This is a genomic window from Mesorhizobium sp. M0292, from assembly GCF_040321695.1.
GTDB lineage: Bacteria > Pseudomonadota > Alphaproteobacteria > Rhizobiales > Rhizobiaceae > Mesorhizobium.
This window is the reverse complement of record NZ_JAMYSB010000007.1, coordinates 233,903-258,980: the sequence shown is the minus strand read 5'-3', so window position 1 is coordinate 258,980 and position 25,078 is coordinate 233,903. Positions and strand designations below refer to the sequence as shown.

Annotated in this window: 23 protein-coding genes; 13 read left to right on the top strand and 10 right to left on the bottom strand. The window is 63.6% G+C overall.

Features of this window, described 5'->3' with window-relative positions:
* Positions 1 to 339 precede the first annotated feature (339 nt).
* From NKI96_RS14375 to NKI96_RS14330, 10 genes are all read left to right on the top strand, one after another.
* The gene (locus NKI96_RS14375; protein ID WP_352804902.1) at positions 340 to 606 is read left to right on the top strand and encodes an acylphosphatase; all 267 of its coding nucleotides are present in this window, start codon (positions 340 to 342) and stop codon (positions 604 to 606) included.
* Between the two features lie 156 nt (positions 607 to 762).
* Positions 763 to 1,416, top strand: a complete 654-nt coding sequence (locus NKI96_RS14370; protein ID WP_352770085.1) for a Rieske 2Fe-2S domain-containing protein — start codon at positions 763 to 765, stop codon at positions 1,414 to 1,416.
* Positions 1,413 to 2,258 (top strand): aromatic ring-hydroxylating oxygenase subunit alpha, encoded by an 846-nt coding sequence (locus tag NKI96_RS14365; RefSeq protein ID WP_023739725.1) that lies wholly within the window; start codon positions 1,413 to 1,415, stop codon positions 2,256 to 2,258. Before NKI96_RS14370 ends, NKI96_RS14365 begins: the two co-directional genes overlap by 4 nt.
* The gene (locus NKI96_RS14360) at positions 2,255 to 2,914 is read left to right on the top strand and encodes a glutathione S-transferase family protein (protein ID WP_023683611.1); all 660 of its coding nucleotides are present in this window, start codon (positions 2,255 to 2,257) and stop codon (positions 2,912 to 2,914) included. Before NKI96_RS14365 ends, NKI96_RS14360 begins: the two co-directional genes overlap by 4 nt.
* Before the next feature lies 1 nt (position 2,915).
* Positions 2,916 to 4,295: an amidohydrolase gene (locus NKI96_RS14355; protein ID WP_352804890.1), complete on the top strand. Its 1,380-nt coding sequence runs from the start codon at positions 2,916 to 2,918 to the stop codon at positions 4,293 to 4,295.
* A gap of 26 nt (positions 4,296 to 4,321) precedes the next feature.
* Entirely contained in the window at positions 4,322 to 5,419 is a 1,098-nt protein-coding gene (locus tag NKI96_RS14350; RefSeq protein WP_196814159.1) for a BMP family ABC transporter substrate-binding protein, read from the top strand.
* A 3-nt stretch (positions 5,420 to 5,422) separates the two neighbouring features.
* Positions 5,423 to 6,946, top strand: coding sequence for an ABC transporter ATP-binding protein (locus tag NKI96_RS14345; protein WP_352804887.1), 1,524 nt, complete (start codon positions 5,423 to 5,425; stop codon positions 6,944 to 6,946).
* Entirely contained in the window at positions 6,943 to 8,043 is a 1,101-nt protein-coding gene (locus NKI96_RS14340) for an ABC transporter permease (RefSeq protein WP_023744943.1), read from the top strand. Before NKI96_RS14345 ends, NKI96_RS14340 begins: the two co-directional genes overlap by 4 nt.
* Positions 8,040 to 8,951: an ABC transporter permease gene (locus NKI96_RS14335; RefSeq protein ID WP_352804884.1), complete on the top strand. Its 912-nt coding sequence runs from the start codon at positions 8,040 to 8,042 to the stop codon at positions 8,949 to 8,951. The genes NKI96_RS14340 and NKI96_RS14335 overlap by 4 nt, the downstream gene beginning before the upstream one ends.
* Positions 8,952 to 9,498: 547 nt before the next feature.
* The gene (locus tag NKI96_RS14330; RefSeq protein WP_286461242.1) at positions 9,499 to 10,092 is read left to right on the top strand and encodes a hypothetical protein; all 594 of its coding nucleotides are present in this window, start codon (positions 9,499 to 9,501) and stop codon (positions 10,090 to 10,092) included.
* Positions 10,093 to 10,450: 358 nt separating this feature from the next.
* Here NKI96_RS14330 and NKI96_RS14325 read toward each other — a convergent pair whose 3' ends face one another.
* Positions 10,451 to 10,705, bottom strand: a complete 255-nt coding sequence (locus NKI96_RS14325; protein ID WP_196815243.1) for a hypothetical protein — start codon at positions 10,703 to 10,705, stop codon at positions 10,451 to 10,453.
* 146 nt (positions 10,706 to 10,851) lie between these two features.
* Complete coding sequence (locus NKI96_RS14320; RefSeq protein ID WP_031198361.1) at positions 10,852 to 11,955, bottom strand: LacI family DNA-binding transcriptional regulator; 1,104 nt, start codon at positions 11,953 to 11,955, stop codon at positions 10,852 to 10,854.
* A gap of 580 nt (positions 11,956 to 12,535) precedes the next feature.
* Between NKI96_RS14320 and NKI96_RS14315 the strand changes: the two genes are divergently transcribed.
* From NKI96_RS14315 to NKI96_RS14305, 3 genes are all read left to right on the top strand, one after another.
* Positions 12,536 to 13,498, top strand: a complete 963-nt coding sequence (locus NKI96_RS14315) for a sugar-binding protein (RefSeq protein ID WP_023672352.1) — start codon at positions 12,536 to 12,538, stop codon at positions 13,496 to 13,498.
* A gap of 122 nt (positions 13,499 to 13,620) precedes the next feature.
* Positions 13,621 to 15,159, top strand: coding sequence for a sugar ABC transporter ATP-binding protein (locus tag NKI96_RS14310; RefSeq protein ID WP_352804881.1), 1,539 nt, complete (start codon positions 13,621 to 13,623; stop codon positions 15,157 to 15,159).
* 44 nt (positions 15,160 to 15,203) lie between these two features.
* Entirely contained in the window at positions 15,204 to 16,190 is a 987-nt protein-coding gene (locus tag NKI96_RS14305; protein ID WP_023672350.1) for an ABC transporter permease, read from the top strand.
* A 2-nt stretch (positions 16,191 to 16,192) separates the two neighbouring features.
* On the opposite strand, the gene phnN is transcribed toward NKI96_RS14305, so the two are convergent.
* The 8 genes from phnN to NKI96_RS14265 all read right to left on the bottom strand — a co-directional run bounded on the left by phnN (position 16,193) and on the right by NKI96_RS14265 (position 24,999).
* Positions 16,193 to 16,822 carry a phosphonate metabolism protein/1,5-bisphosphokinase (PRPP-forming) PhnN gene (phnN, locus tag NKI96_RS14300; protein ID WP_352804899.1) on the bottom strand — a complete coding sequence of 210 codons (630 nt, stop codon included), beginning with the start codon at positions 16,820 to 16,822 and terminating at the stop codon, positions 16,193 to 16,195.
* Positions 16,819 to 17,973 (bottom strand): alpha-D-ribose 1-methylphosphonate 5-triphosphate diphosphatase, encoded by a 1,155-nt coding sequence (locus NKI96_RS14295; RefSeq protein ID WP_023821758.1) that lies wholly within the window; start codon positions 17,971 to 17,973, stop codon positions 16,819 to 16,821. Before NKI96_RS14295 ends, phnN begins: the two co-directional genes overlap by 4 nt.
* A gap of 34 nt (positions 17,974 to 18,007) precedes the next feature.
* Entirely contained in the window at positions 18,008 to 18,715 is a 708-nt protein-coding gene (locus NKI96_RS14290; protein WP_023821757.1) for a DUF1045 domain-containing protein, read from the bottom strand.
* A 151-nt stretch (positions 18,716 to 18,866) separates the two neighbouring features.
* Entirely contained in the window at positions 18,867 to 19,679 is an 813-nt protein-coding gene (gene iolB, locus NKI96_RS14285) for a 5-deoxy-glucuronate isomerase (protein WP_023821756.1), read from the bottom strand.
* A gap of 179 nt (positions 19,680 to 19,858) precedes the next feature.
* Positions 19,859 to 20,107 (bottom strand): hypothetical protein, encoded by a 249-nt coding sequence (locus NKI96_RS14280; RefSeq protein WP_023672345.1) that lies wholly within the window; start codon positions 20,105 to 20,107, stop codon positions 19,859 to 19,861.
* 9 nt (positions 20,108 to 20,116) lie between these two features.
* A complete protein-coding gene (iolE, locus tag NKI96_RS14275; RefSeq protein WP_023695973.1) occupies positions 20,117 to 21,034 on the bottom strand; it encodes a myo-inosose-2 dehydratase in 918 nt (305 codons plus the stop codon).
* A 146-nt stretch (positions 21,035 to 21,180) separates the two neighbouring features.
* Positions 21,181 to 23,031, bottom strand: coding sequence for a 3D-(3,5/4)-trihydroxycyclohexane-1,2-dione acylhydrolase (decyclizing) (gene iolD, locus NKI96_RS14270; RefSeq protein WP_352609069.1), 1,851 nt, complete (start codon positions 23,029 to 23,031; stop codon positions 21,181 to 21,183).
* A 33-nt stretch (positions 23,032 to 23,064) separates the two neighbouring features.
* On the bottom strand, positions 23,065 to 24,999 hold the full coding sequence (locus tag NKI96_RS14265) for a bifunctional 5-dehydro-2-deoxygluconokinase/5-dehydro-2-deoxyphosphogluconate aldolase (RefSeq protein ID WP_352804877.1): 1,935 nt from the start codon (positions 24,997 to 24,999) through the stop codon (positions 23,065 to 23,067).
* Between the last annotated feature and the right edge of the window lie 79 nt (positions 25,000 to 25,078).

The window sequence follows — 25,078 nt, the reverse complement described above, 5'->3', positions numbered from 1 at the left end:
AAGGCACCTTGCTCTCCTTGCAAAGGGCCGAAAGTGTAACCCATGTCTCCGGAATGAACTGTCACCCATCTCTCGGGAAGGGCAGATGCATTACAATAGCTTGGATAACCCTAAAGAGCGTCGCGCTGAACGGATTCATGCGACCGCTTGAAATCTTTGTTTAATGCATGTCGTTGTCCCACAACCTCGGCACTTCTGGGCGACATGCATGAGTGCCCGGGTCTAGGCACGGGCGATCAGTCGATATTCGGTGTTATTGGCGCGTCGATTACCACTTCCGCCCGTTCAGTCAGACGCTATGCTGCTGACCGTGACACCAAGGCGCGCGTTCCGTTCGTGATGAAGCAAAGTCAACACCGCTTGCATGAGCGGATGACCATTCGCGGCCACCTCGAACCCGCGTCCTTCGTGCCCTGGATCATGCGCCATGCGGCCAAGCTCGGTCTCGCGCACCACATCGCTCATGCAAGCACCGATCGCATCGAAATCGATATTGCCGGTGCGGCGGAGCTGATCGACATGATGGAGATGGGATGTTCGCTTGGGCCCATTGAGGTCTGGGTCGAGACGATCGACCGCGCGCCTGTCGAGCAAAAAAACACATAGCTTTGCGTGTGGTTACCTCGGTTTGCACTTAATTTAACCAATATTGCAATTGCGAAATTATTATGCATACGTCAGCCGCATCGAGCGGTTCGCCAACTCCTTGCGCCGGCATCTCTCTGGTCGGGAAACACTAGTATCAGTACGGAAAGTAAGGTCATGCTGTCCGACAAGACGGACACCTGGGTGCCGGTCGCCCTTACCCAGGATCTGCCAACAGGACAGGTAATGCCGGCGCGGACGCCCGCCGGTCCCATTGCCCTCTGGCGAAGCCAATCGGGGCGCTTGGCGGCATCGGCGGATCGCTGTCCGCATCGCGGCATGCGCCTCTCCCATGGCTTCGTGCGCGGCGAGGCGCTCTCCTGCATCTATCACGGCTGGACCTATTCGCAGGCCGGTCAGTGCCTGCGCATTCCGGCCCATCCCAGCCTCACGCCGCCGGAGACGATTCGCGTTGCGACCCGGTTGGTCGAAGAGGCCGGCGGGATCATCTGGGTCGCTGATGGAGAGCCTGATGGCAAGCCACCCCTTTTTGAGGGTTACGTGCCGCTCCGTTCATTGACGGCCCGTGCCGGACATTCGGCGCTCTCGGTCGCTGCCGGTACGAAGGCCACCGTTGAAGGATACGTCTGGCAGGCGCCCGGCGCGCCGGCAATTCGCCTGCTGCCTATCCCGCAGGAAGCCGGCGAGACGCTGATCCACGTCCTTGTTCCAGCCGATTGCGATGCGTCCGAGCGCATCGCCGCCTCGCGAGCCGCCGAGAGCCTTCGGCGCGTGGCCGAAGGGATCGAGGCGAAAGGGGCTGTGCCATGATCAACGATGCGATGCGCGACGAATGGTATCCGGTCGGGCTTTTCAGCCGGCTCGACCGCGAAGGACGCGAGACCACCCTGATGGGCGAGCCGATCAAGATTGCGCTCGACGCCAATGGCGCGGCGAAAGTGACAGGCGAAAACGGGCGCGTGCTGCCGGTTTCGGTGCGCTATGGCCATATCTGGTCGTCGCTCGGCGAACCGAAGAAACCGGTCTTCCCGATTCCCGAAGCAGACCAGCCCGGGCGCCGCTTCGTCGATGTCGGCGTGGTGCGGGTGCGCTGCTCGCCGCTCCGCGCCGTCGAGAACTTCCTCGACATCGCACACTTCCCCTTCGTCCATACCGACATCCTCGGCTCGGAGCCGCATACCGAGGTCGAAAACTACAAGGTCGAGATCCGCGAGGAGGAGGACGAGGTCTGGGCGACCCAGGTGAAGTTCTACCAGCCGCAGGCGGCGAAATCCGCGAGCGGAGGTATCACGACGGAATACATGTACCGCGTGCCGGCTCCGACCTGCTCAGTCCTCTACAAGACCTGCCCGCCGCGCCCGGGCGAATGGGATGTCATTACGCTATTCGTCCAGCCGCTTGCCGAGGATCTCTGCGACGTCTGGCCATGGATGGCGCTTTTCGATGACGAGACACCACTGACCGATCTCATCCATTTCCAGCAGACGATTTTCCTGCAGGACCGCTCGATCCTCGAAAACCAGATCCCGCGTCTTCTGCCGCTCGATCCCGGCATGGAAATCCCGACGCGCGCCGACCTGACCTCGGTCGCCTATCGCCGCTGGCTGAAGCGCCACGATTATACCTACGGCGCGCAATTGGTGGCACAATGAGGCTTTACGACTACGTCCTCTCCCCAAGTTGCTACAAGGTGCGCCTGATGGCGACGCTGTCAGGTGTGAAGCTCGAAATCCGCCCGGTCGACTTCCATCCCGGCGCCGAGCATCGTGGCCCCGAGCTTATGGCTCTTAATCCGGGAGGCTCCATCCCGATCCTTGAAGACGGCGACCTGATCCTGACCGAGTCTTCCGCCATGCTTGGCTATCTCGCCGCGAAGGCAGCACCGGCCTGGCTCGGCAGCGGCGCCCCCGAGGAGACGGCGCGCATCCAGCAATGGCTCTCCTTCTCGCACAGGCTGACCGCCAACCTCGGCGGCGCGCGCCTGCATGAGATGCTGCTGCGCCCCGGTGACATCGGTGCGCTTCAGGCCAATGGCATAGCGGCACTACGTGAGCTGGAAGCCGGCCTTTTCGAACAAAAAATGCGTGGCGATCGGTTTCTCGCATCCGACCGGCCGACGATTGCCGACATTGCTTGCTTTCCCTATGTCGCGCTCGCGCCCGACGGTGGCGTTTCCCTCGATCCGTATCCCACGATCCGGCTCTGGTCGCGAGCGCTCCGCAGCCTCGACAATTTCATCGAGATGCCCGGTATCCACCGGCTGCACGAGTTGAAGCCCGAACCGCGACCCATGCTGGACGAGGCGTGAGGTGACCGGCTATCTCCTGAAGAATTGCGCAGCGGTCATCACCGACGAGGGCAGGGGTCCGAGCGTCCGGCGCAATGTCGGTGTGCTGACGAATGGCCCGCAGATCGAGGCAATCGGCGAAGGCCTGCACAGAAGCGAGTTGCCGGCCGGTACTATCGTGCAGGATGCCGACGGCTGGTTCGTCTATCCCGGCCTCGTCAACACGCACCATCACTTCTTTCAGTGCTTTATGCGCAACCGTGCCGAACTCGACTGGACGAAGCTCTCGGTCATCGAATGGCTCGACCGGATCTATCCGATCTTCTCCCGGCTCAACGAGGATTGTTTCTACCACGCCTCTATCACGGCGATGGCAGAGTTGATAAAGCACGGTTGCACAACGGCCTTCGACCACCAGTACAATTTTCCGCGCCATGCCGGAAAACGGCTCATCGACCGGCAGTTCGAAGCGGCCGATCTTCTCGGCATGCGTTTCCATGCCGGCCGCGGCGGCAACACGCTGCCAAAATCGGAAGGCTCGACCATTCCAGACGAGATGCTGGAGACCACGGACGAATTCATTGCCGACTGCGCACGCCTCATCGACACTTATCACGACACCAGTCCCTTCAGCATGCGTCAGGTCGTGGTCGCTCCCTGCCAGCCGGTCAACTGCTACCGCGAGACCTTCGTGGAATCGGTTTCGCTGGCGCGTGATCGCGGGGTGCGGATGCACACCCATGTCGGCGAGGGCGAAAGCCCGATCATCGAGGCCCGCCATGGCATGCGTACGGTGGACTATCTCGAGGACCTCGGATTTGCCGGCCGAGACACTTTCTATGCCCATTGCTGGGAGCTGACGCATGACGAACTGCGGCTGATGGCGGCGAGCGGCACCGGTGTCTCGCATTGCCCGGAGCCGGTCTATCTGGTGGGTGCGGAGGTGACTGATATTCCCGCCATGTCCGCCTTTGGCCTGCGCGTCGGTCTCGGCTGCGACGGTGCTGCCTCGAACGACAATTCCAACCTCATGCACTGCGTCCATTCCGCCTACATGCTGCAATGCCTGGCGGCCTCGACGCGCGCTCATCCCGTGCCTGCGCCGGTCGATTTCCTCGGCTATGCGACAACGGGCGGGGCCGCGCTTCTGGGCCGCAATGACATCGGCCGACTGTCGCCCGGCATGGCCGCCGACCTCTTCGCGATCGACACGCGCCGCATGGATTATGTCGGCACGCGCCACGATCCATTGAGCCTGATCGCCAAGGTCGGCATCGGCATGCCCACCGACATGACCATGATCAACGGCCGCATCGTCTGGGAGAAGGGTGCGTTTACCGGGCTGAACGAGGCCCGGCTTGCTGCGGACGCGGAAACCGCTTTTGCCGCGGTGGAATTCTAACAACTTAAGACAGGGGAACTGACATGCTGAACTATCTGACCCGCAGAACTCTGATGAAGGGCCTTGCCGCAACAGGGCTTGCCGGCGCGCTTGGCAGCCGTCCCGCCTTTGCGGCCGACGAGCCGCTCGGTATCACGCTCGTGCTCCCGTCGCCGGTCGGCGATGTCGGCTGGGGCCATGCGCTCGCCGCCGGCCTCGAGCCGGTCAAGGCCGCATACGGCGACAAGGTGAAGATCACCGTCATCGAGAACATCGCCGAAGGGCCGGACGCCGACCGGATCATGAACAAGACCGTCGCCGACGGTAACAAGTTCCTGATCGCCGGCTCATTCGGCTACCAGAATGGTGCACTACAGATCGCCCGCCGCGATCCTGCGGTCACCGTGCTGCATGCCTCCGGCTTCCAGACTGCGCCGAATTTCTCGCCCTTCGCGGCGAAGTATTTCCAGGGCACTTACCTGCTCGGCATAGCCGCCGCAGCTCTTTCCAAGACCGGCAAGGTCGGCTCCGTCTCGGCCTTCGCCATTCCGGAGCTGATCACCTCGATCAACGCATTTACGCTCGGCGCACAGACCGTAAATCCCGATATCGAGGTATCGGTCGTCTGGGTGAACTCCTGGTTCGACCCGGCCAAGGAACAGGAAGCCGCCAAGGCGCTGATGGCACAGAACTGCGACGTGATCTTCTCGAACGCGCAGGACACACCCTCCGTGATCTCGGCCTGCGAGGAGGCTGGCGTCTACGCGTTCAACCTCAATTCGTCGATGAAGAAATATGCACCGAAGAAATATCTCGGCTGCATCGCGACGGACTGGTCGCCCTTCTTCAAGGCTTCCGTGGATGCCCATCTGGCCGGAACCTTCAAGGGCGCCAACACCTTCCTCGGCGTCGCCGAAAAGGTGGTGGAGGTCGTGGACTGGAACTCAGATATCCCAGCCGACACGATGACGAAGATCAAGGAAGTGGCGGCGAAGATCGCCGACGGCAGCTTCTCGCCCTTCACAGGTCCAATCACCAAGGCCGACGGCAGCGAAGCCGCCGCCGCCGGTGCGACGATAGCGGATCCCGAGATCGTCGCGATGGACTGGCACGTCAAGGGTGTCACCACACCACTGCCGAAGTAAGTCATGACCCCGCCCCTTCTGTCGCTCCGCGGCATCTCGAAGAGCTACGGCCAGATCCGGGCCAACCAAGCCATCGATCTGGACGTGGCGCCCCAATCGATCCATGCGATCCTCGGGGAGAATGGGGCGGGCAAATCGACGCTGATGAAGCTCATCTATGGCGTTGAACAGCCGGACGAAGGCACCGTCGTCTGGAACGGAGAGCCTCTGCGCCTTGCCTCGCCGGCTGAGGCACGGCGCAGGGGCATCGGCATGGTCTTTCAGCATTTCTCGCTGTTCGAGACGCTGACTGTCGTCGAGAACATCCAGCTCGTCGTCCCCGGCGGCAAGGCGGAGCTGGCGGGGCGCATCCGCAGCCTCGGCCAGGATTTCGGCCTTGAAGTAGATCCTCTCGCCGATGTGCACGCGCTCTCGGTCGGCGAACGGCAGCGGGTGGAGATCATCCGCTGCCTGATGACCGACCCGAAGCTGCTCATTCTCGACGAGCCGACCTCGGTCTTGCCGCCGCAGGCGGTGAAGAAGCTGTTCGACACGCTCAGGCGCCTTCGCGACCGCGGCGTGTCCATCCTGTTCATCTCCCACAAACTGGAGGAAATTCGCACGATCTGTGATCAGGCGACCGTCCTGCGTGGAGGGCGCGTTATCAGCACCGTCGACCCACGCGACTATGATGCGCACGACCTCGCCCGGATGATGATCGGCCGCGACATGCCCGAGGTGATGCCCGCGTTGGCCATGCCCGAGGGGGAGAAGCGGCTGGAAATAATCGACATGGACTACACGCCGGACGACCCCTTTGCCACGCCGCTCTCCGGCATCAGCCTCACGGTACGATCAGGCGAGATCCTTGGCATAGCCGGAATATCGGGCAATGGCCAAGGCGAGCTTGCCGCGCTCATCTCGGGCGAAGCGATGCTGCTGAAGGAACAACGCGACCGGATCTACATGATGGGCCGCGACGTAGGCACACTCGATGCGGCCGCGCGCAGGAGATTTGGCTTCGCCTTCGTGCCCGAAGACCGGCTGGGACGCGGCGCGGTCCCTGAAATGTCGCTCGTGCTCAACACCGTTCTTACCGCCCATCCTTTCGATCTCGTGAGGCGCGGCCTCATCAACAGCGCCGGAGCGACGGCTTTCACCAGCGAATGCATCCGTCGGTACGACGTCCGCGCCTCCGGCCCGGATGCCGAAGCGGGCTCGCTGTCCGGCGGCAACTTGCAGAAATTCATCGTCGGTCGCGAGATGATGCTGTCGCCAAAACTGCTTTTCGTGGCGCAGCCGACCTGGGGTGTAGACATTGGCGCTGCATCCGCCATCAGAAGGCGGCTCATCGCGTTGCGCAACCTGGGCGTGGCGATCCTCGTAATTTCCGAGGAACTCGAGGAACTTTTCGAACTCTGCGATTTCATCCAGGTGCTCCATCATGGAATGCTGAGTCCGCCTCTGGTCACGCGGGACACGCGCCCCGAAGACATCGGCAGATACATGATCGGAGCACATGCCTCGCCAGAGAAGGTTCCTGCATGAGCGTTTGGGCCGCGACGTTCCTCCCCGCGCTCGTCCGTCGGGAGCATGCCTCGCTCGTCGCGGCCATGCTGGCCCCGGCTGTCGCGCTTGGCATGGCGATCATCCTCAATCTGGGCCTTTATGTGCTGATAGGCCGAGATCCGGCGGCCGTCCTGTACGCGATGCTTCTCGAGCCGTTCCTCTCCTGGGCATCGTTTGCGGAGGTGCTGCTGAAGGCGGGGCCCCTTCTCCTCATTGCTCAGGGGCTGGCGATCGGTTTCCGCGCAAAAGTGTTCAACATCGGCGCGGAGGGCCAGTTTATCCTGGGCGCTATTTTCGCCTCGGCGATCCCCGTCTGGTTTCCGCAGGCGACCGGGCAGTGGATCTGGCCGCTGATGCTGCTTCTAGGTGCCCTCGGCGGTGCACTTTGGGCATCTATCACCGCCTTCTGGCGCGTCAGGCTCAATGCGAACGAGATCCTGGTCTCCCTGATGCTGAGCCTCGTTGCGGCGCAAGTCCTCAACTACCTGCTGCTCGGCCCATGGAAGGACCCGGCCGGCTTCAATTTCCCACAATCCGTCATGTTTCAGAACGACGCGATGGTGCCGACCCTGATCACCGGTACCCGCGTCAACGTCTCGCTGCTCATCACACTTGCGCTCTCGCTGGTGGCCTGGGTTTTCATGCAGCGAAGCTTCATGGGGTATAAGCTCAAGGTCGGCGGTCTTGCCCCGCGCGCGGCCGGTTACGCCGGCTTCAGCGAAGGGCGTGCGATTTGGCTATCGCTTCTGATCGGTGGCTTGGCGGCGGGACTGGCAGGCGCGGCGGAAGTCGCGGGGCCGCTCGGCCAGCTGCAGCGCTCGATCTCGACCGGCTACGGTTATGCGGCCATCATTGTCGCCTATCTCGGCGGCTTGCATCCAGTCGGCATCATCTTTTCCGCGCTCTTTATGGCTGTCCTCTATATCGGCGGCGACAATGCGATGGTGTCGGCAAACCTGCCGATCGCCGCCGTCCGCGTCTTCCAAGGCAGCTTGCTGCTCGCCTATCTCGGCGCTGTGGCCTTCGTGCGCTACCGCATCGAGTGGCGCCGCCCCCATCACCTGAGCCAGCCATGAACGCCGTCGAGTTCATTATTTCGGGCATGCTCGCAGCGGCAACCCCCTTTCTCCTTGCCGCACTCGGCGAGTTGGTGGTCGAGCGCGCCGGCGTTCTTAACCTCGGCGTAGAGGGCCTGATGGCCCTCGGCGCGGTGCTCGCGTTCATCGTCGTCTACCACGGCGGTGGACACCTGCTGGGGTTCGTTGCCGCCGGCCTCGGTAGCGCCGTCCTGTCCCTCGTCTTTGCAGTGCTGGCACTCGGATTCCGGGCAAACCAGGTCGCGACAGGCCTTGCGATCGGCATTCTCGGCCAGGGCCTTTCGGCGCTGTTAGGCAAAAGCTACGAGAGCTTGACGGTCAAGGGGCTCCCGAAACTTGCCTTTCCCGGCCTCTCGGAAATCCCGGTAGTCGGCAGGCTGTTTGTCCAGGACGTCGTCGTATGGCTTTCCCTTGCCGTGACGTTTGCGATCTGGGCGATGTTTGCCTATACGAGAGTCGGCCTTGTCGTGAGGGCAATCGGCGAGAATCCCAAGGCAGCCCATGCCATCGGCTATCCGGTCATCGCTATCCGTATCGCGGCCATAGCTTTTGGTGGCATGATGGCGGGTTTTGCCGGCGCCTATGCGGCGGCGGTGTACACGCCCCTTTGGGCGGACGGTATGATTGCCGGACGTGGCTGGATCGCGATCGCACTCGTTGTCTTTGGTACGTGGCTCGCTGGCCGCATCTTCCTGGGTGCCTGCCTCTTCGGTGCGGTTTCGCTGATGAGCCTCGCCGCCCAGGCGACCGGTCTGGACTTGCCATCGCAACTGCTTTCCAGCCTTCCCTATCTCGTTACGATCGTCGTGCTCGGTGTCATCTCGGCGGACCGCCGCTTGCTCAGGCTGAACGGTGTCGCCTCGCTTGGCGAACCCTTCGAACGTTAGTCGGGATGAAAGTGGATTTGCGAAACTCGGCGTAAGTTGAAGAGATTCGAAACGCCAGCGGACGATCGGCATCCGATCCAAAGGGCAGAAACGCCAAACGGGGCGAAGGTATGCCCGCAAGGGTAGCGCTGACGCCGTCGACTGCGAGCAGCGGAACGATGTGACGCACAACGCGCCCGACATCGGTGGAGATCGTCGCGGGTTTCTTGGGTCGTCCCCTTTTCTGCAGTACGAGCCCCATTCTCGAGGGTCCATTCTCCACCGCAGCCTAGCGAAGCGGCGTCGCAAGATGGCCTGAGGCATGCGCCCGGTAAATTCCCGCATGCGAGCACTCGTCCTGCCTGTCTAAGGTTCCGAGTCTAACCGCAAATCCTCGATTTTTTCCGCCAATTCCAAAATATATATTCCGGTCGTCGCAAGAAGCCATAACAACGATTCCCAATACTACCTATTCTTGCAGAAACTAAAAACGCTACACTCGCGTAATCATATTGGTAACGGATGCTGTTCAACCTGCGTCCAGGCAACCAACACGGGGAGCGTCATTATGGATTTCTTTAAAAGCTTAACAAAGGCCTTGGCCGGTGGCGCTGTTGCCGTGGCTTTGTGCTTTCCGGCTGGCGCGGGCGGGCTCAGTGTGGGCATCGGCGGCAGCGGTGGGGTGGGCGTCTCGGTCGGCGGCAGTGGCGGCGGGCTTGGCGTCGGCGTCTCGGTCGGCGGCAGCAAGGGCGCCAATGTCGGCGCAACGGTCGGCGGCACCAGCGGCACCACCGCCAGTGTCGGCGCTACGGTTGGCGGCACCAGCGGCGTTGCGGCCGGCGTCGGCGCATCGGTGGGCACGGGCGTCGGGGTCGGGGTCGGCGCAACCGTCGGCAGCGGTGTCGGGGTCGGCGCCGGTGTCGGGGTGGGCAATGGGGTGACGGCCGGGGTCGGGGTCGGCATTGGCGCACCGACCGCGCCCACCAGCCCTCGGGATCCCAACACGCCGGCGGTGCCGACGCGACCGGCGGTGGTTGCCATCAGCGCCATGTCGGCCGGCCAGATCGCCAAGATGAAGAAACGCTGCGCCAGCGTGCTCAGCGGCAAGGGCACCTACGACCGGGACCTGAAGGAGCTCTGCCGGATATTGGCGCGGCGCTGAGTACCGCAACATCGCATGTGCCGTGGGGCATCAGTCTCTCAGCCAGCCCCAATGCCGCAAGGTGGCGGGCATTCTTAGGGAGAGAGCTTTGCCGAGCGGTTCAGCGTTTCGCGGAAAGGCGGAACCGGTCAGGCTGTGCGCTTTCATCGGCGGCATTCTGCATGGCTTGGTCACCGAGCCGAAGGAAGCGCGCCGCCCGGTTGCGGCCTTAATCTGACCTCTACCGTCCGTCCGGTCACCCGGTTGGGCCGGCTCGAAGATTCGCCTCTGGCCTTTTGTATCACCCGCTCTAGCTGCATTGTGTTAGGCTCGTCATGTTAGCCTTGTCTTGCTGATGGAGGTTTTGATGGATCGGCGATCATTCTTGACAGCATTGTTTGGCGTTGCGGGGGCCGCGGCGCTTGCTACCTCGGTTCGGCCTCTCGAGGCCGTGGCCGGGGTTCCCAATGTCGGTAACGGCATTCTCGATGAACTCGACAAGCAGGATGCCAATTCGTTTGATGACGACGAAGGCGCTGGCGATGTTGAGCAGATCTCGCATCGGCGATGGCACCATCGTCGCCACCACAGGCGGCATGTCTGGAGACGGCACTGCCGCACGTTCTGGCGGCATGGCCGGCTGCGCCGGCGCTGCTATCGCAGGCGCTCCTTTGTCGTCTTGCGGTTCTAACCGCGGCACGTTCCCGGATAGTCCCTGCCCTGAGGCGCAACCACCAAACAGACCCATCCCGATTTGCATCGGGATGGATTGGTTCAGCTTTATCCAGCCACAGCTGCCACCGACTCCCGCTCGACCAGCGGGCATTCCAGCTTGGTGATGGGATAGCGGCCGCGGCCGGCAGGCGGCGGCACTTCGAGCTGTTCGATCGCCCATTGGCCCATCGCCATGTGCGGCAGGATCGATGTCGTCAGCGGCGGGAACAGGTGACGGGCGATCTCCTCGTCGTCATAGCCGACGACGGAGATGTCCTGCGGGATGTGCAGGCCCGCCTCCTTCAGCGCTTCGTAACAGCCGATGGCCGTGCGGTCGTTCTGGCAGAAGATAGCGGTCGGACGCTCTTTCAGCGCCAAAAGCTTCACGGTCGCCGCGTAGCCGGCGCTCGCCGACCAGTCGCCCTCGACCACCAGTTCGGGATCGAACGGGATGTCGGCGGTGGCGAGCGCCCTGCGGTAGCCTTTGAGGCGGTCCTGCGCGGCCTGCATCCACGGCTCGCCGGTGATGGTGGCGATGCGGCGGTGGCCGTGGCCGATCAGATGCCGGGTCGAGTTCTGGCCGCCGGCGATCTCGGACGGCACCACGGCCGGGAAGGCATAATCGGCCGTGTAGCAGTTGAGCAGGATGACCGGGATGTCGAGGCCGTAGAGGAAGTCCGGTGCCGTGATCTCGCGGGTGAAGATGGTCATGTAGACCAGCGCCGAGATGCCGCGCCTGGTGAGCGCCGCAATGGCGCGCGGCTCCATGACGGAGTCGCCCATCGTCTGCGCCACGAGCAACACATTGCCGGCGTTCCACGACGCCTGGCGCGCGCCCTCGATGGCGACAACGGCTTCCGGGCTTGTCGCCAGCTGGTCGACAGCGAAACCGATGACACCGTCAAGTCCATCGAAGGCGGGAACAGGTTTGCGCAGCGCCGAGAAGGCGGGTGCTGCGTAGCCGAGCGAGCGCGCGGCGTCGATCACCCGCTCGCGCGTCTGCTGCGACAGCCGGATGCCGGGCGAATCGTTGAGCACGAAAGAGACGGTCGCCTGCGAGCAACCGGCTGCCCTGGCGATGTCGGTCATGGTGACGCGGCCGCCCTTGGCGGCTCTCGCCGGCGCCTTGCGCCGCTTCGCCGTGTCGTCCGGATCCCTCGTCTCGCTCATGGCATTGCGTCCCAATCCCCAGCCTGTCTAGTCGCAAGCCTGCCACACCGACAAGATGGTGTGGCGCCGTCGACCAATGGAAATAGTCGAAGGCGTTTATCTTTATTAGCAGCTTTGAAGTTCGCCGCCATGCCGCTTCGGGCCGCGTGAAATTCGAGGACTGCAAGGCATCTGCTTGCGCGAAGCCGTGCTGCACCTGTTCGGGCAAACTAGACCTAGGGCCACGCCGAGTGTCCGCGCGAGACCTCTGCTAATAGTGTTTACTAATACAAAACGACGCTGTAACGTCAATCCGCCGTGTCCGGTCAGGTGGGACCCCGTGCGGCGAGAAGTGCACGTGAATGGCCCGATGGCGAGCGGGGTTTGCCTCCGCAAGCCTGGTCTCGGACATGTGATATGTCAGACAAATCAGACTATTTACGAGCACGGGATGAGTCTCTAAAGTCCGTGATCGCGACCGACGACGCCATTCTTCAGCGCCGGGAACCCCTGAGGAGGAGGGCGTCCAAATCGCGAGCGGCAAGTCAGTGAATGCAAGATCGGTTCAGTCCGACGACTGAGCCAAAACGGGAGGTTGAACATGAAATCCTTGATACGACATGCATCCGTGGCCACCGCAGCCCTGCTGCTTGGCCTGACCGCGACAGCCATTGCGCGCGCCGACGACAAACCGACGCTGGCCTTCGTCGTCAACGGCGCTTCCGATTTCTGGAAGGCCGCCGAAGCCGGCGTCAAGAAGGCGCAGGCCGAATTGCCCGACTACAATCTCGAACTCAAATATCCCGAGCAGTCCTCGGTCGCCATCCAGCAGCGGCTGATGGACGATCTGGTGACCGCCGGCGTCAAGGGCATCATGGTCTCGGCCGTCGACCCCAAGACCTCGACCGACGGTCTGAACAAGATCGCGTCGGAAACGGCGCTGTTCACCACCGACTCCGATGCCCCGCAGACCAAGCGCGTCGCCTATATCGGCTCGTCCAATGTCGACGCCGGCAAGCAGGCGGCCGAGATCGCCAAGAAGGCGATGCCGGACGGCGGCAAGTGCCTCGGCTTCGTCGGCCTGCTCGGCGCCGACAATGCCAAGGAACGCATCCAGGGCATGAAGGACGGCCTCGCCGGCAGCAAGATCGAACTGGTGGACGTGCGCGGCGACGACATCGACCAGGCGCGCGCCAAGAAGAATGTCGAGGACGCGCTGGTCGCCAGCCCCGACATCACCTGCATGGTCGGCTTCTATTCCTACAACACGCCGCGCATCTATGAAGCGCTGCGCGACGCCGGGAAGCTCGGCTCGATCACGGTCGTCGGCTTCGATGACGATCCGATCACGCTGGGCGGCGTCAAGGAAGGCACCGTGGCGGCGACCGTCGTGCAGCAGCCCTTCGAATGGGCCTATCAGGGCATGAAGCTGATGGCCGCCTATCTCAAGGGCGACAAATCAGGCATTCCGGAAGGCGGCCTGATCATTATCCCGACCAAGATCATCGGTAAGGACGATGTCGACACCTATGCCGCCAATCTGAAGGCGATGTCCGGAAACTGAGACCACGAGCAGTTGCGCCGGCTCAGGGTTCGCCTTGAGCCGGCGATCGTGTTGACGGGCCGGCCAAGGCCCGTCAGTCTGTAGCCCACCGGCTGCTGGCAAGCCTGATCAAATATGGCGTGATGAATTATTCCGACCCATCCATCGTCGCAACCACCCCGTTCCTCGGCCTCGAGAACGTGCGCAAGACCTATCCGGGCGTGGTGGCGCTGGATGGTTTTTCCATGGAGGTCAGGCCGGGAGAGGTGATCGGCTTGGTCGGCGAAAACGGCGCCGGCAAGTCGACCTTGATGAAGATCCTCGGCGGCGTCACCAGGCCGGACAGCGGCGCCATCACCGTCGACGGCGTTGCGCATGACGGGCTCACCGTCGAAGGCAGCCTGGGGTCGGGCATCGCCTTCGTCCACCAGGAACTCAATCTATTCGAAAACCTCGATGTTGCCGCCAATATCTTCTTCGGCCGCGAGCCGTTGCGCGGCGGGCCGCTGAGATTGGTCGACCGCGCCAAGCTGCGCGAAATGGTGGCGCCGCTGCTGAAGCGTGTCGGCGCCAACTTTTCCGCCGATACGCCGGTTGCCTCGCTGTCGCTTGCCCAGCAGCAGATGGTCGAGATCGCCAAGGCGCTGTCGATCAAGGCACGGCTGGTCATCCTCGACGAGCCGACATCGAGCCTGCCGCTTGCCGAAACCGACAAGCTGCTCGACGTCATCAAGGCGCTGAAGGCCGATGGTATCAGCGTCATCTTCATTTCGCACCGGCTGCATGAGGTCGAGCGCGTCGCCGACCGCGTCGTGGTGCTGCGCGACGGCATGCTGGCCGGCACCTTGCCGAAGAGCGCCATCAACCACGACCAGATGGTCAAGCTGATGATCGGCCGCATGCTGAAGGAGCGCGAGAAGGCCTCCGAGGCGGCGCGGGCGCCGGGCGCCACGGCTCTCTCGGCCAAAGCCATCCGCACCCCCGCCTACCCTGCCCGGCCGGTCGACCTCGACATCAGGCGCGGTGAAATCCTCGGCCTTGCCGGTCTTGTCGGCTCCGGCCGCACCGAACTGGCGCGGGTGTTCTTCGGCATCGACAGCACGCTTGGCGGTGGGCTCGAACTCGACGGCAAGCCGCTTGTACTGGGTTCGGCGGCCGATGCGGTCGCGCATGGCATTTTCCTGGTTCCGGAAGACCGCAAGCTGACCGGCATTTTGCTTGACCTGTCGATCGCGCAGAACATCTCGCTGCCCAACCTGCCGGCGCATGCGAAGCGTCAACTGGTGTCGGCAAGCTCCGAGGCCGCCACCGCAGAGAAGCAGAAGACGAATCTCGGCATCAAAGCGCCGTCGGTGCAGACGCGAACCGGCACGCTGTCGGGCGGCAACCAGCAGAAGGTGGTGCTGGGCAAATGGCTGGCGATGAACCCGAAGGTGATGATCCTCGATGAGCCGACGCGCGGCATCGATATCGGCGCCAAGGCCGAGATTTACGGGCTGATGCGAGCCTTGGCCGACGCCGGCGTCGCCGTGCTGATGATCTCCAGCGACATGGAAGAGGTGATCGGCGTGTCCGACCGCATCGCCGTCATGCATGAGGGCCAGATCTCGGGCATTCTCGACAAGGAACACTTCAGCCAGGAAAACGTGCTGTTGCTGGCGGTCGGCAAGCCGGCAAACTAGCGGGCTTCAGGCGATTGCCGGTCCGGCGCATTGGGGAGAAGACGATGAGCAAAAAAGATCTCGGCCTGCTGATCCTGATCCTGGTGGTCGGCGCCGTGGTGACCGCCATCAACCCGCGCTTTCTTTTGCCGATCAACCTCGCCAACACCTCGAACCTGATCGGCCTGTTCGGGATCCTCGCCATCGGCCAGGCCTTCGTCATCATTACCGGCGGCATCGAATTGTCGGTGGGATCGCTGGTGGCGCTGCTCGGCACGCTATTCATCGATTTCATCGCCGTGCGCGACATGCCATGGCCGCTGGCGCTGCCGCTGATCCTGGTGCTGGGCGGCATCATCGGACTGGCGCATGGCTGGCTGATCACAAGGCTGAAATTGCAGCCCTTCGTGGTCACGCTGTGCGGCCTTTTGATCTATCGCGGGGTCGCCCGTTTCTATACCGCCGACGGCACCGCCGGCTTCGCCTTCGGCCAGAATTTTCCCGAGCTCGAATTCCTCACCGCGGGCCGCAGCTATGGCGTGCCCAACAGCTTCATCGCACTGATCGTCATTTCGATCGTCATGTGGGTGGTGCTGCACCGCTCGGTGTTCGGACGCTACCTCTATGCCATCGGCAAGAACGAAGAGGCGGCGAAATATTCGGGAATTCGCACCGGCCGTGTCGTCATGGCCGCCTATGTCATCTGCGGCGTGCTGACGGCGCTGTCGGCGATCTATTTCGCCATGTACACGCGCTCGATCTCGCCGGCCAGCCACGGCCAGTTCTACGAGCTCTACGCCATTGCCGCCGCCGTTCTCGGCGGCTTCTCGCTGCGCGGCGGCGAAGGCTCGCTGGTCGGCGTCATCCTGGGCACCGTGCTGCTGCAGGAGTTGCAGAACCTGGTCAATCTGCTCGGCATCCCGTCCTCGCTCAACTTCGCGGTGATGGGCGGAGTGATCCTGATCGGCGTGCTGGTCGACCAGCAATGGGGCGTGTTCCGCGCAAGGCGGCTGATGCTCGATGCCAGCCGGAAGACTGTCGCGGCGGAGTAGCGCTACATCACGCCGGATATATCCGAGAAGGCCATCGCCTTGCGCAGCACCTCGGCGAAGCGTTCTCCGGCGGCTTCGCGCTGGCCGCCATTGTCGATCGAGGTGACGCCGGAGCCGGACAAAGCGATATTGGCGCTGCGGGCGAGCCGAGCCAGCACTTCGCCGCGCGATTCGCGGCCGCGCTGGGCGAGACGCTCGGCGAGGATTTCCGGCGAGGCGGTGATCTCGACGACAGCCAGATTGGCATAGCGCTCCCGCAGCACCGGGATGACTGCGCGCGAGACATTGGCGACCGCGACATAGCCGTTGGCGATGGACCAGTCGACATCGGCCGGAATGCCGTAGCGCAGGCCGTGCGCCTCCCAGGAAATGGCGAAGGCGCCGTCGGCCTCGGCTTCGACAAAGGCCGCGTCGGCCAGCGTGTCGTGATCCTCGCTTGCCGCATCGCTCGGCCTGGTGATGACCCGGCGGACGAACTCCAGCCTCGTCTCGTCGACAAACAAGGTGCGGGCATAACCGATTACCGTATCCTTGCCGGCGCCACTCGGGCCGACGACGGCGACGAAGACGCCGTTGCGGACCGGAAAGGCCTCGCTGCTGAGTTCGCGCTCGATCGACGCCGAGACCATCAGGCGACCCGCCGCCCTTGGCGCCAGACGGTGCGCACGACCGGCACATGATCGTCGAGGCGCACCCGCACGAGGTCGGCGCGGCGGCCCTGTTCGATGACGCCGCGGTCGTTTAGGCCGATCGCCTCGGCCGGATTCTTCGACACCATCGCAACCGCCTGCGTTAGGGAAATGCCCTCGACGACGTCGCCGAGGAAGAAGGCCGACTGGATCAGGCTGAAGGGAATGTAGTCGGACGACAATATGTCGAGCAGGCCGTCGCCGGCCAGCGTGCGGGCCGAGACGTTGCCCGAATGCGAGGAGCCGCGCATGACGTTGGGCGCGCCCATCAGCACGCCGAGCCCGGCATCCTTCGAGGCCTTGGCGGCTTCCAGCGTGGTCGGGAATTCCGCGACGCGCACGCCTTGTTCGATCGCCTCGTCGACATGGCCTGATGTGGCGTCGTCATGGCTCGCCAGCACGATGCCCCGCTCGTTGCAGGCGGCTGATATCGCCACCCGGTTCGGTCCCGAATTCTTCGCTGATTCCGACATCCGCTTTTCGCAGAACAATTGGAAGTCGCGATCGGTCAGCTTCAGCTTGCGCTGATAGTAATGGGCGTAGGTCTCGAGATTGACGAACTGGCGCTGTCCCGGCGCATGGTCCATCAGCGACGCCAGTTTGACCCGCTGGTCGCCATCGAAATTGGCGAAAGCCCGCAAGCAATCCGGCGCCGAGACCTCACAGCGCAGGTGCAGGAAATGGTCGGCCCGCAACCGGTCTTTCGCGACGCTGTCCTCGATCGCGTCGGCGAGCTTGCGAATATCGTCGGAGGTAAGATCCGCGTCCTCGTCCATGCCGACGCGCAGCGCGTCGAGCACAGTGGTGATCCCGGCGGTGGCCACCTGCGCGTCATGGGCGAGCACGGCGGCGATCGGGTTCCAGCGCACCTTCGGGCGCGGCGCATAGTGGCCTTCGAGATGGTCAGTGTGCAGCTCGACCAAGCCGGGAATGATGTAGTCGCCGCCCATGTCCTCGCCGCCCATGTTCCCGCCGGTGTGGGCGGTGCCGGCGTCGATGCCGGAAATAAAACCGTCGCGCAGCACGAGCGACCCTTCGACGATCTCGTCGGCAAGCACGATGCGGGCGTTGTGGAGAACAGTTTCGGCGGTCATTCAGGCAGTCCTTGCTTACTCGGACGAATTGCGGTCAGGCGGTTTTTCGGGCAGCGCGGCGGCCGAGCGCATGATGCGAAAGCACCATGAACGGAGCGCCCGGTTCGGTTTCGACGAACAGCGTCAGCGCATCCACCAGCACCGGCTGCTGCAGCACATCGCCGAACAGGCTGTCAATTGCCGCGCGCAGACGTTGGCTTTCCTGCGGCCCGGCCCGGCCGGACAGTGTCATGTGGAAGCGAAAGGCCTCGAACACGTAGGGGTAGCCCCACTGACAGAGATTGCGGAACTCGGCGGGGTTCAGCGAATCCGGGCTGCGGCGCTCGATCTCGGCCTCGGTGAGCGGCGCGCGAAAACGGTCGAAGCTAAGCACGACATCGTCGGCGAAACGGTTGAGCGGCGGCAGCGGGCGTTCCGGCACCAAAGCGAAGAAACCATCGATCTGGCTGACGACCAGGCGCGGGATGGTGACCGTCGGCGTTGCTTCGGCAAAGGCGTCCAGCGCCGCGCGCAGCGAGCTTTCGGTTTCGTTGGCCGCCAACCGGAAGGGCGCTTTCAGCGTCGCATGAAAACCGTAGCGCCGCGCCGATGCGGTGTGAAAAGCGACTTCGGCCGCCGACAGCTCGCCCACCGCCTCGACCGGCCTGGTGGCGGCGCCAAAGGGGTCGCGACCCAGCCAGTTGGCGGCGATCCGCGCCAGCGGCTCGTCCTGCATCGGGGTGAAATAGATGGCGTAGCGCATCGAAAATCCTCGTCAGCCCGCTGCCATAGGTGATTTCCATGACGGATTGACGAAGCTTATGCGGGTTTTCGAAGGCAAATCGACCCCGCAGGTCCTTAGCCGACGATTTTTCGCTGCTGGACCAACAGCTTCCGCCGCAAGCGAAGGCCGATCAGGCTTTCATCAGCCACTCGTGCTCGGGCGCGTTGTGGAACTTCCACGTCCGCTTCGGCCCGGCCATGACGTTAAGGTAATAGAGGTCGTAGCCGTGACAGGCCGCGCACGGATGATAGCCCTTGGGCACCAGCACGACATCGCCGTCCTCGATCGCCATCGCCTCGTCCAGTTCGCGGGCGCCCGACTTGTCGGCGTCGGTGTAGACCCGCTGGAAGGCAAAGCCCTGCGGCGGGTTGAGGCGGTGGTAATAGGTTTCCTCAAGATAGGATTCGGCAGGCAGATTGTCCTGGTCGTGCTTGTGCGGCGGGTAGCTCGATGTGTGGCCGCCGGGCGTGATGACCTCGACCACCAGCAGCGAGTCGGCGGGCCTGCCCTCGGGCAATATGTTGGTGACGTAGCGCGTGTTGGTGCCTTTGCCCCGAGTCTCCTGGCCGAGGTCGTCGGGTGCGATGACGCGAACGGGCAAGCCGCCGCCCAGGCCCGGCGCCGAGCAGACCGCGAGTTCGAGATCGGTGTCGGCGGTGACCGACCAGTCCGAACCCTCCGGGATATAGACCGACCACGGCTTGCCCTCGAAGGGCGACATGCGCTCGCCGAGCAGGCAGAGTTCCCGGCCGCCGGCCTTTGCCGTGCCCTTGCCGGTGACGAACACCAGGCAGACTTCGCGATCCTGCGTCTTGCCGGATGCGGTCTCGCCCGGCTTCAGCCGGTGCAGGTCGAAGCCGACATAGGTCCATCCGGCGCTGTTGGGCGTGACATGCGCGACGCGGCCATGGCCCTTGTCGGCTTTGACGAGCAGTTTCGACATGTTTTGTCTCCTATCGCAAGTCTTCGAGGTCGGCCTCTCAACTTCGTCATCCTAGAGCGAAGCTCCGTCGCGAAGACCCTAGGATGACGAAGCGAGGGACGTTCCGGCCAATCACCGACGTAGGCGATACGCCAGGTGTCGAGTGTCCGACCCGCAAGCCCTTCCGAGCCACGGCCGCTTCATTCCTTCGGTTCGGCGTCCGCCTTCGCTTCGCCGGTCTTCGGTCGATCAGGCGCAGCCTTGCTCTCCTCCACCGGCTTGTAAAGGTAGAAGAACTGCCAGACGGCGTAGGCGGCAAAGCCGAGCGCAATGATGCCCCAGAATGGGGTGCCGGAGGCGAATTCTATTCCGGCCCAGATCACGCAGACGGCGACAACGGCAACGCGCCGCCACAGCGGCCGGAAGAACGGGTGCTCGTAATCCTTCATCGGACCGGCTTACGCATTGGGAAAGCCTTGCGTCTCGACCGTGTAGCCGGCCGCCGTCATCACCCGCATCAGCTCCTTGTAACCCACTTGGGCCATCTTCAGCGGCGGGTTCTTTTTCGGGTCCTGCTCGGCCTCGACGACGAACCAGCCTTCATAGCCATGGTCGGCGAAGCGCTGCACGATGGCGCCGAAATCGAGCGAACCGTCGCCAGGCACCGTGAAGGCACCGAGCGCCACGGCGTCGAGAAAGGACTGCTTTGTGCGGTCGAGCCCGTCGATCACGCCCATGCGCACATCCTTCACATGGACATGGCTGATCCGCTTGTGGTGGTTGTCGATGGCGCGCAGCACGTCGCCGCCGGCAAAGGCGAGATGCCCTGCATCGAGCAGCAACGGAATGCCTTCGCCGGAATGGCGCATGAAGGCATCGAGCTCCGGCTCAGTCTCGACCACTGCCGCCATGTGATGGTGATAGGACAGCGGCATGCCTTGCTCGGCGCACCATTCGCCGAATTCGGTGAGGCGCCTGGCATAGGCCCTCATCTCGTCGTTCGACAGTTTCGGCTTGGTGGCGAGAGGCCTGGAGCGATCGCCCTGGATCGAGCGGCCGACCTCGCCATAGACGATGCAAGGCGCATTCACCGCCTTGAACAGGTCGATCATCGGCTGGATGCGATCCTTGTTCCTGCCCATGTCCTCATCGACCAGCGTGCCGGAGAACCAGCCGCCGCACAGCGTCACGTCGGCCTGCTTCAGGATCGGCAGCATGATTTCGGGGTCGTTTGGAAAACGCCGGCCCATTTCCATGCCGGTGAAACCTGCCGAGCGCGACTGGCGCAGGCACTCTTCCAGCGAGACGTCGTCGCTGAGTTCGGCAAGATCATCGTTCCACCACGCAATGGGGGACATGCCCAGTTTGGCTTTCAAGTTTTAGCTCCGGTTTCTTGTTCACCCTCCCGTTGTGGGGAGGGTCGCTGCGAAGCAGCGGGGTGGGGTGCGGCGCCAGACCCCCACCCGGACCTTCGGTCCGACCTCCCCACAAGGGGGAGGTAGGGGGCAGCGCTGACTTAGCATCAATCGCCAATAGTCTGCATCTGCCGCTTTTCGTCATAGGCCTTGCGGGCTGCGTTGACCTGCGGCCGTGCGGAGACTTCCGGCACCGCGACATCCCACCAATGGCCGCCGGCATCGGTGGAAATCAGCGGGTCGGTGTCGATGACCAGCACGGTGGTGCGGTCGTTGGTTTTCGATTTTTGCAGCGCGGTCTCCAGGCCGGTGATCGACGGCACCTTCTCGGCAATAGCGCCCATGCTCGCCGCATGCGCGGCGAAGTCGATGTCGGGCAGGATCTCGTGGCGCGCGTCCTTCAGGAGGTTGTTGAAGTTGGCGCCGCCGGTGGCCATCTGCAGCCGGTTGATGCAGCCATAACCCCTGTTGTCGAGCACCACTATGGTCAGCTTCAGGCCGAGCATCACCGACGTGGCGATTTCGGAATTCATCATGAGGTATGAGCCGTCCCCGACCATGACGACGACCTCCTGGTCGGGCTTGGCCATCTTGGCGCCGAGCCCGCCGGCAATCTCGTAGCCCATGGTCGAGAAGCCATATTCGCCATGGTACGAGCCGGGCGCGCCTGCCTGCCAGAGCTTGTGCAACTCGCCCGGCAGGCCGCCCGACGCATTCAGCAGCGTTACGCCGGACCCGAGCGCGCGCTGCACGGCGCCGATCACCTGCGCGTCCGAAGGGAAGGCGGCGTTGGTCGACGCCGTCACCTTGGAGGCTTCGGCCTGCCAGGCCTTCTTGCCTTGGGTCGCATTGTCGGTCCATGTCGCCGGTGCTTTCCACTTCCCCAGCGCAGCACCGAGTTCGGCGAGCCCTTCGGCCGCATCGGCGACCAGCGGCAGCGCGCGGTGCTTGCCGGCGTCGAAAGGCTGCACGTTGAGCCCGATGATGGTCTTGCCGGAGTTCTTGAACAGCGCCCACGAGCCGGTGGTGAAATCCTGCAGGCGGGTGCCGATGGCGAGCACGACATCGGCTTCTTCCGCCAGCCGGTTGGCCGCGGACGTGCCGGTGACGCCGACCGCCGCCATGTTGAGCGGATGTGTGTCGGGCAGCGAGGATTTGCCGCCTTGCGTCTCGCAGACCGGAATGCCGGCGCTCTCGGCGAATTTCGCCAGTTCATCCGAAGCCTGCGAATACAGCACGCCGCCGCCGGCGATGATCAGCGGTTTTTTCGCACCCTTCAGCGCGGTGACCGCCGCCGCCAATTCATGCCGGTCCGGACGCGGACGGCGCTGGTGCCAGACGCGCTCGGCGAAAAAGCTCTCGGGATAGTCATAGGCCTCGGCCTGCACGTCCTGGCAGAGCGACAGCGTCACCGGGCCGCATTCCGCCGGATCGGTCAGCACCTGCATGGTCCGCGCCAATGCCGGGATGATCTGCTCGGGACGGGTGATGCGGTCGAAATAGCGCGACACCGGACGGAAGCAGTCATTGACCGTCGCGGTGCCGTCGGAAAAGTCCTCGGCCTGCTGCAGCACCGGGTCGGGAATGCGGTTGGCGAAGACATCGCCCGGCAAAAACAGGACGGGCAACCTGTTTACATGGGCGAGCGCCGCCGCCGTCACCATGTTGAGCGCACCGGGGCCGATCGAAGAGGTCGCGGCCATGAAGCGGCGGCGGAAATTGGCCTTGCCATAGGCGATCGCCGCATGCGCCATCGCCTGCTCATTGTGGGCGCGGAAGGTCGGCAATTCGTCGCGCAGCTGGTACAGCGCCTCGCCGATGCCGGCGACATTGCCGTGACCGAAGATCGCCCACACACCGCCGAAGATGGGCACTCGTCTGCCGTCGATCTCGGTCATCTGCTTGCTCAGAAAGCGGGTCAGCGCCTGCGCCATCGTCAGGCGGATTGTCTTGCTCATGGTGTTTTCCTCCGCAGTCCTCTTGCCGCGCCTTTATGCTGCTTTACGGCCACGCGCGGCAAGCCACGCTTCGGTCAACTGTTCGAAGCGCGCGGCCATGTCGGCGATAGCCTCGTCATCCGTCATCTTGCCCGCCAGCCATTGTTCGGCGGCGTGGACGAAGATGGTGCGGCCGACGGCAAAGCCCTTGACGATCGGTGCCTTGGCGGTGGCGGCAAAGGCCGCTTCCAGTTCGTCCTGCGGCGCTTCGAGACCCAGCAGCACGACGCCACGACACCAGGGATCGTGCTTCAGGATCACCGCTTCGATCTTGGCCCAGGCGCCGGCCGACGCCTGCGGTTCGAGCTTCCACCAGTCCGGCTTGATGCCAAGCGCATAGAGTTCTTCCAGGGCGCGCGGGATGGTCGTTTCGTCGAGCTTGCCGTGCTTGCCGGCGATGATCTCGACCAGAAGCTCCCGGCCGACCTTCCGCGCGGCTTCGAACAGCGAGCGCAGCTTCTGCTGCTGCTCATCCTTGAGCGCTGCCGGATCGTCGGGGTGATAGAAGCACAGGCATTTGATGCAGTGGTCGACCGGCCATTCCACCAGTTGCGAGCCGATGTCCTGCGAGAACTCGAAGCGCAGCGGCCGCGAGCCCGGCAGTTCGACGGGACGGCCGAGCCAGGCAAAGGGGTGGCGGGCGAATTCGAACATCGCTTCGCGGCCATGCTTCTCGTCGATCAGCATGCCATAGCCGTCGCGGCCGGCGGCGACTTTCGCCGCAGCCTTGACCGCCAGCACCTTGAAATCGCGGATGCGCGCCGGATCGGCGCCGGTCTTTGCCGCGACGTCCTCAAGCTGCACACGGTGGTCGCAGGCGAGCGCCATCATCGAGGGGATATCGCGGCGGCGGGTCGTCGCCCAATGGATGTGGTTGATCGCCTCGTCCTTGCGCAACGCTAAGTGCTTGCTGCCGTTCTTGAGGAAGAACTGCAATTCCTCGAAGGTCGGATATTCCGGCGCGCAGAGCAGCCGCGACACGGCGAAGGCGCCGCAGGCATTGGCCCAGGTCGCCGCCGTTGCCAGGTTTTCGCCACCGAGCCAGCCGCGCAGAAAACCGGACATGAAGGCATCACCCGCGCCGAGCACATTGTAGATCTCGATCGGAAAGCCCTTGCCGACGATACCGTCTTCCAGATCGTCGCTGACCGGCCCGTCATAGACGATGCAGCCCATGGCGCCGCGCTTCAGTACGATGGTTGCCTTGGACAGCGCGCGGATCGTCTTCAGCGCGCTCAGGCAATCGTCGGCGCCCGAGGCGATCATGATCTCTTCCTCGGTGCCGACGATGAGGTCGCAATCGGGCAGCACCGTCTTCAGCTGGGCTGAGACGCGGTCGGATTTGACATAGCGCTCAAAACCTTCGGCATGGCCGGCGAGGCCCCAGAGGTTGGGGCGGTAGTCGATGTCGAACACCACCTTGCCGCCCCTGGCCTTGATGATGCGGATCGCCTTGCGCTGGGCGGCGTCGCTGTTGGGCCGGGAAAAATGCGTGCCGGTGACGACGATGGAACGGGCCGAGGCGATGAGGGCTTCATCGATGTCTTCTTCGGCGAGCGCCATGTCGGCGCAGTCGCTGCGATAAAAGATCATTGGCGAGACGCCTTCGCTCTCGACCGAAAGCAGCACCAGGGCCGTCAGCCGTTCCTGGTCGGTCTTGAGCCCATCGACATTGACGCCTTCGCGCCTGAGCTGCTCGCGGATGAAGCGGCCCATCTGCTCGTCGCCGACGCGGGTGAGCAGCGCCGAGCGCAGGCCTAGTCTCGCCGTGCCAACCGAGATGTTGGCCGGGCAGCCGCCGACCGATTTGGCGAAGGAGGTGATGTCCTCCAGCCGCGAGCCGATCTGCTGGCCGTAAAGGTCGACGGAAGCGCGACCGATGGTGATGACATCGAGCGTCGCCTGTTTGGCGTCCATGGCTTCGCTCATTGGAACCTCCCGTCGGTCTTGTTGTCTTGAGCAACGTAGTTGGGGGACACGCGCGAGCGGCAGCGTGGCGCCGGGAATA

What these genes read in the sequence shown, in the direction of transcription:
- NKI96_RS14365 (WP_023739725.1), top strand. Translation starts at nt 1,413, where the DNA reads ATGATCAACGATGCGATGCGCGACGAATGGTATCCGGTCGGGCTTTTC.
- NKI96_RS14305 (WP_023672350.1), top strand. Translation starts at nt 15,204, where the DNA reads ATGAGCAAAAAAGATCTCGGCCTGCTGATCCTGATCCTGGTGGTCGGC.
- NKI96_RS14325 (WP_196815243.1), bottom strand. Translation starts at nt 10,705, where the DNA reads ATGCCGCCAGAACGTGCGGCAGTGCCGTCTCCAGACATGCCGCCTGTG.
- NKI96_RS14335 (WP_352804884.1), top strand. Translation starts at nt 8,040, where the DNA reads ATGAACGCCGTCGAGTTCATTATTTCGGGCATGCTCGCAGCGGCAACC.
- NKI96_RS14360 (WP_023683611.1), top strand. Translation starts at nt 2,255, where the DNA reads ATGAGGCTTTACGACTACGTCCTCTCCCCAAGTTGCTACAAGGTGCGC.
- NKI96_RS14265 (WP_352804877.1), bottom strand. Translation starts at nt 24,999, where the DNA reads ATGAGCGAAGCCATGGACGCCAAACAGGCGACGCTCGATGTCATCACC.
- NKI96_RS14375 (WP_352804902.1), top strand. Translation starts at nt 340, where the DNA reads ATGAAGCAAAGTCAACACCGCTTGCATGAGCGGATGACCATTCGCGGC.
- NKI96_RS14340 (WP_023744943.1), top strand. Translation starts at nt 6,943, where the DNA reads ATGAGCGTTTGGGCCGCGACGTTCCTCCCCGCGCTCGTCCGTCGGGAG.
- NKI96_RS14330 (WP_286461242.1), top strand. Translation starts at nt 9,499, where the DNA reads ATGGATTTCTTTAAAAGCTTAACAAAGGCCTTGGCCGGTGGCGCTGTT.
- NKI96_RS14310 (WP_352804881.1), top strand. Translation starts at nt 13,621, where the DNA reads ATGAATTATTCCGACCCATCCATCGTCGCAACCACCCCGTTCCTCGGC.
- NKI96_RS14320 (WP_031198361.1), bottom strand. Translation starts at nt 11,955, where the DNA reads ATGAGCGAGACGAGGGATCCGGACGACACGGCGAAGCGGCGCAAGGCG.
- iolD (WP_352609069.1), bottom strand. Translation starts at nt 23,031, where the DNA reads ATGAGCAAGACAATCCGCCTGACGATGGCGCAGGCGCTGACCCGCTTT.
- NKI96_RS14290 (WP_023821757.1), bottom strand. Translation starts at nt 18,715, where the DNA reads ATGCGCTACGCCATCTATTTCACCCCGATGCAGGACGAGCCGCTGGCG.
- iolB (WP_023821756.1), bottom strand. Translation starts at nt 19,679, where the DNA reads ATGTCGAAACTGCTCGTCAAAGCCGACAAGGGCCATGGCCGCGTCGCG.
- NKI96_RS14315 (WP_023672352.1), top strand. Translation starts at nt 12,536, where the DNA reads ATGAAATCCTTGATACGACATGCATCCGTGGCCACCGCAGCCCTGCTG.
- NKI96_RS14280 (WP_023672345.1), bottom strand. Translation starts at nt 20,107, where the DNA reads ATGAAGGATTACGAGCACCCGTTCTTCCGGCCGCTGTGGCGGCGCGTT.
- NKI96_RS14345 (WP_352804887.1), top strand. Translation starts at nt 5,423, where the DNA reads ATGACCCCGCCCCTTCTGTCGCTCCGCGGCATCTCGAAGAGCTACGGC.
- NKI96_RS14370 (WP_352770085.1), top strand. Translation starts at nt 763, where the DNA reads ATGCTGTCCGACAAGACGGACACCTGGGTGCCGGTCGCCCTTACCCAG.
- NKI96_RS14295 (WP_023821758.1), bottom strand. Translation starts at nt 17,973, where the DNA reads ATGACCGCCGAAACTGTTCTCCACAACGCCCGCATCGTGCTTGCCGAC.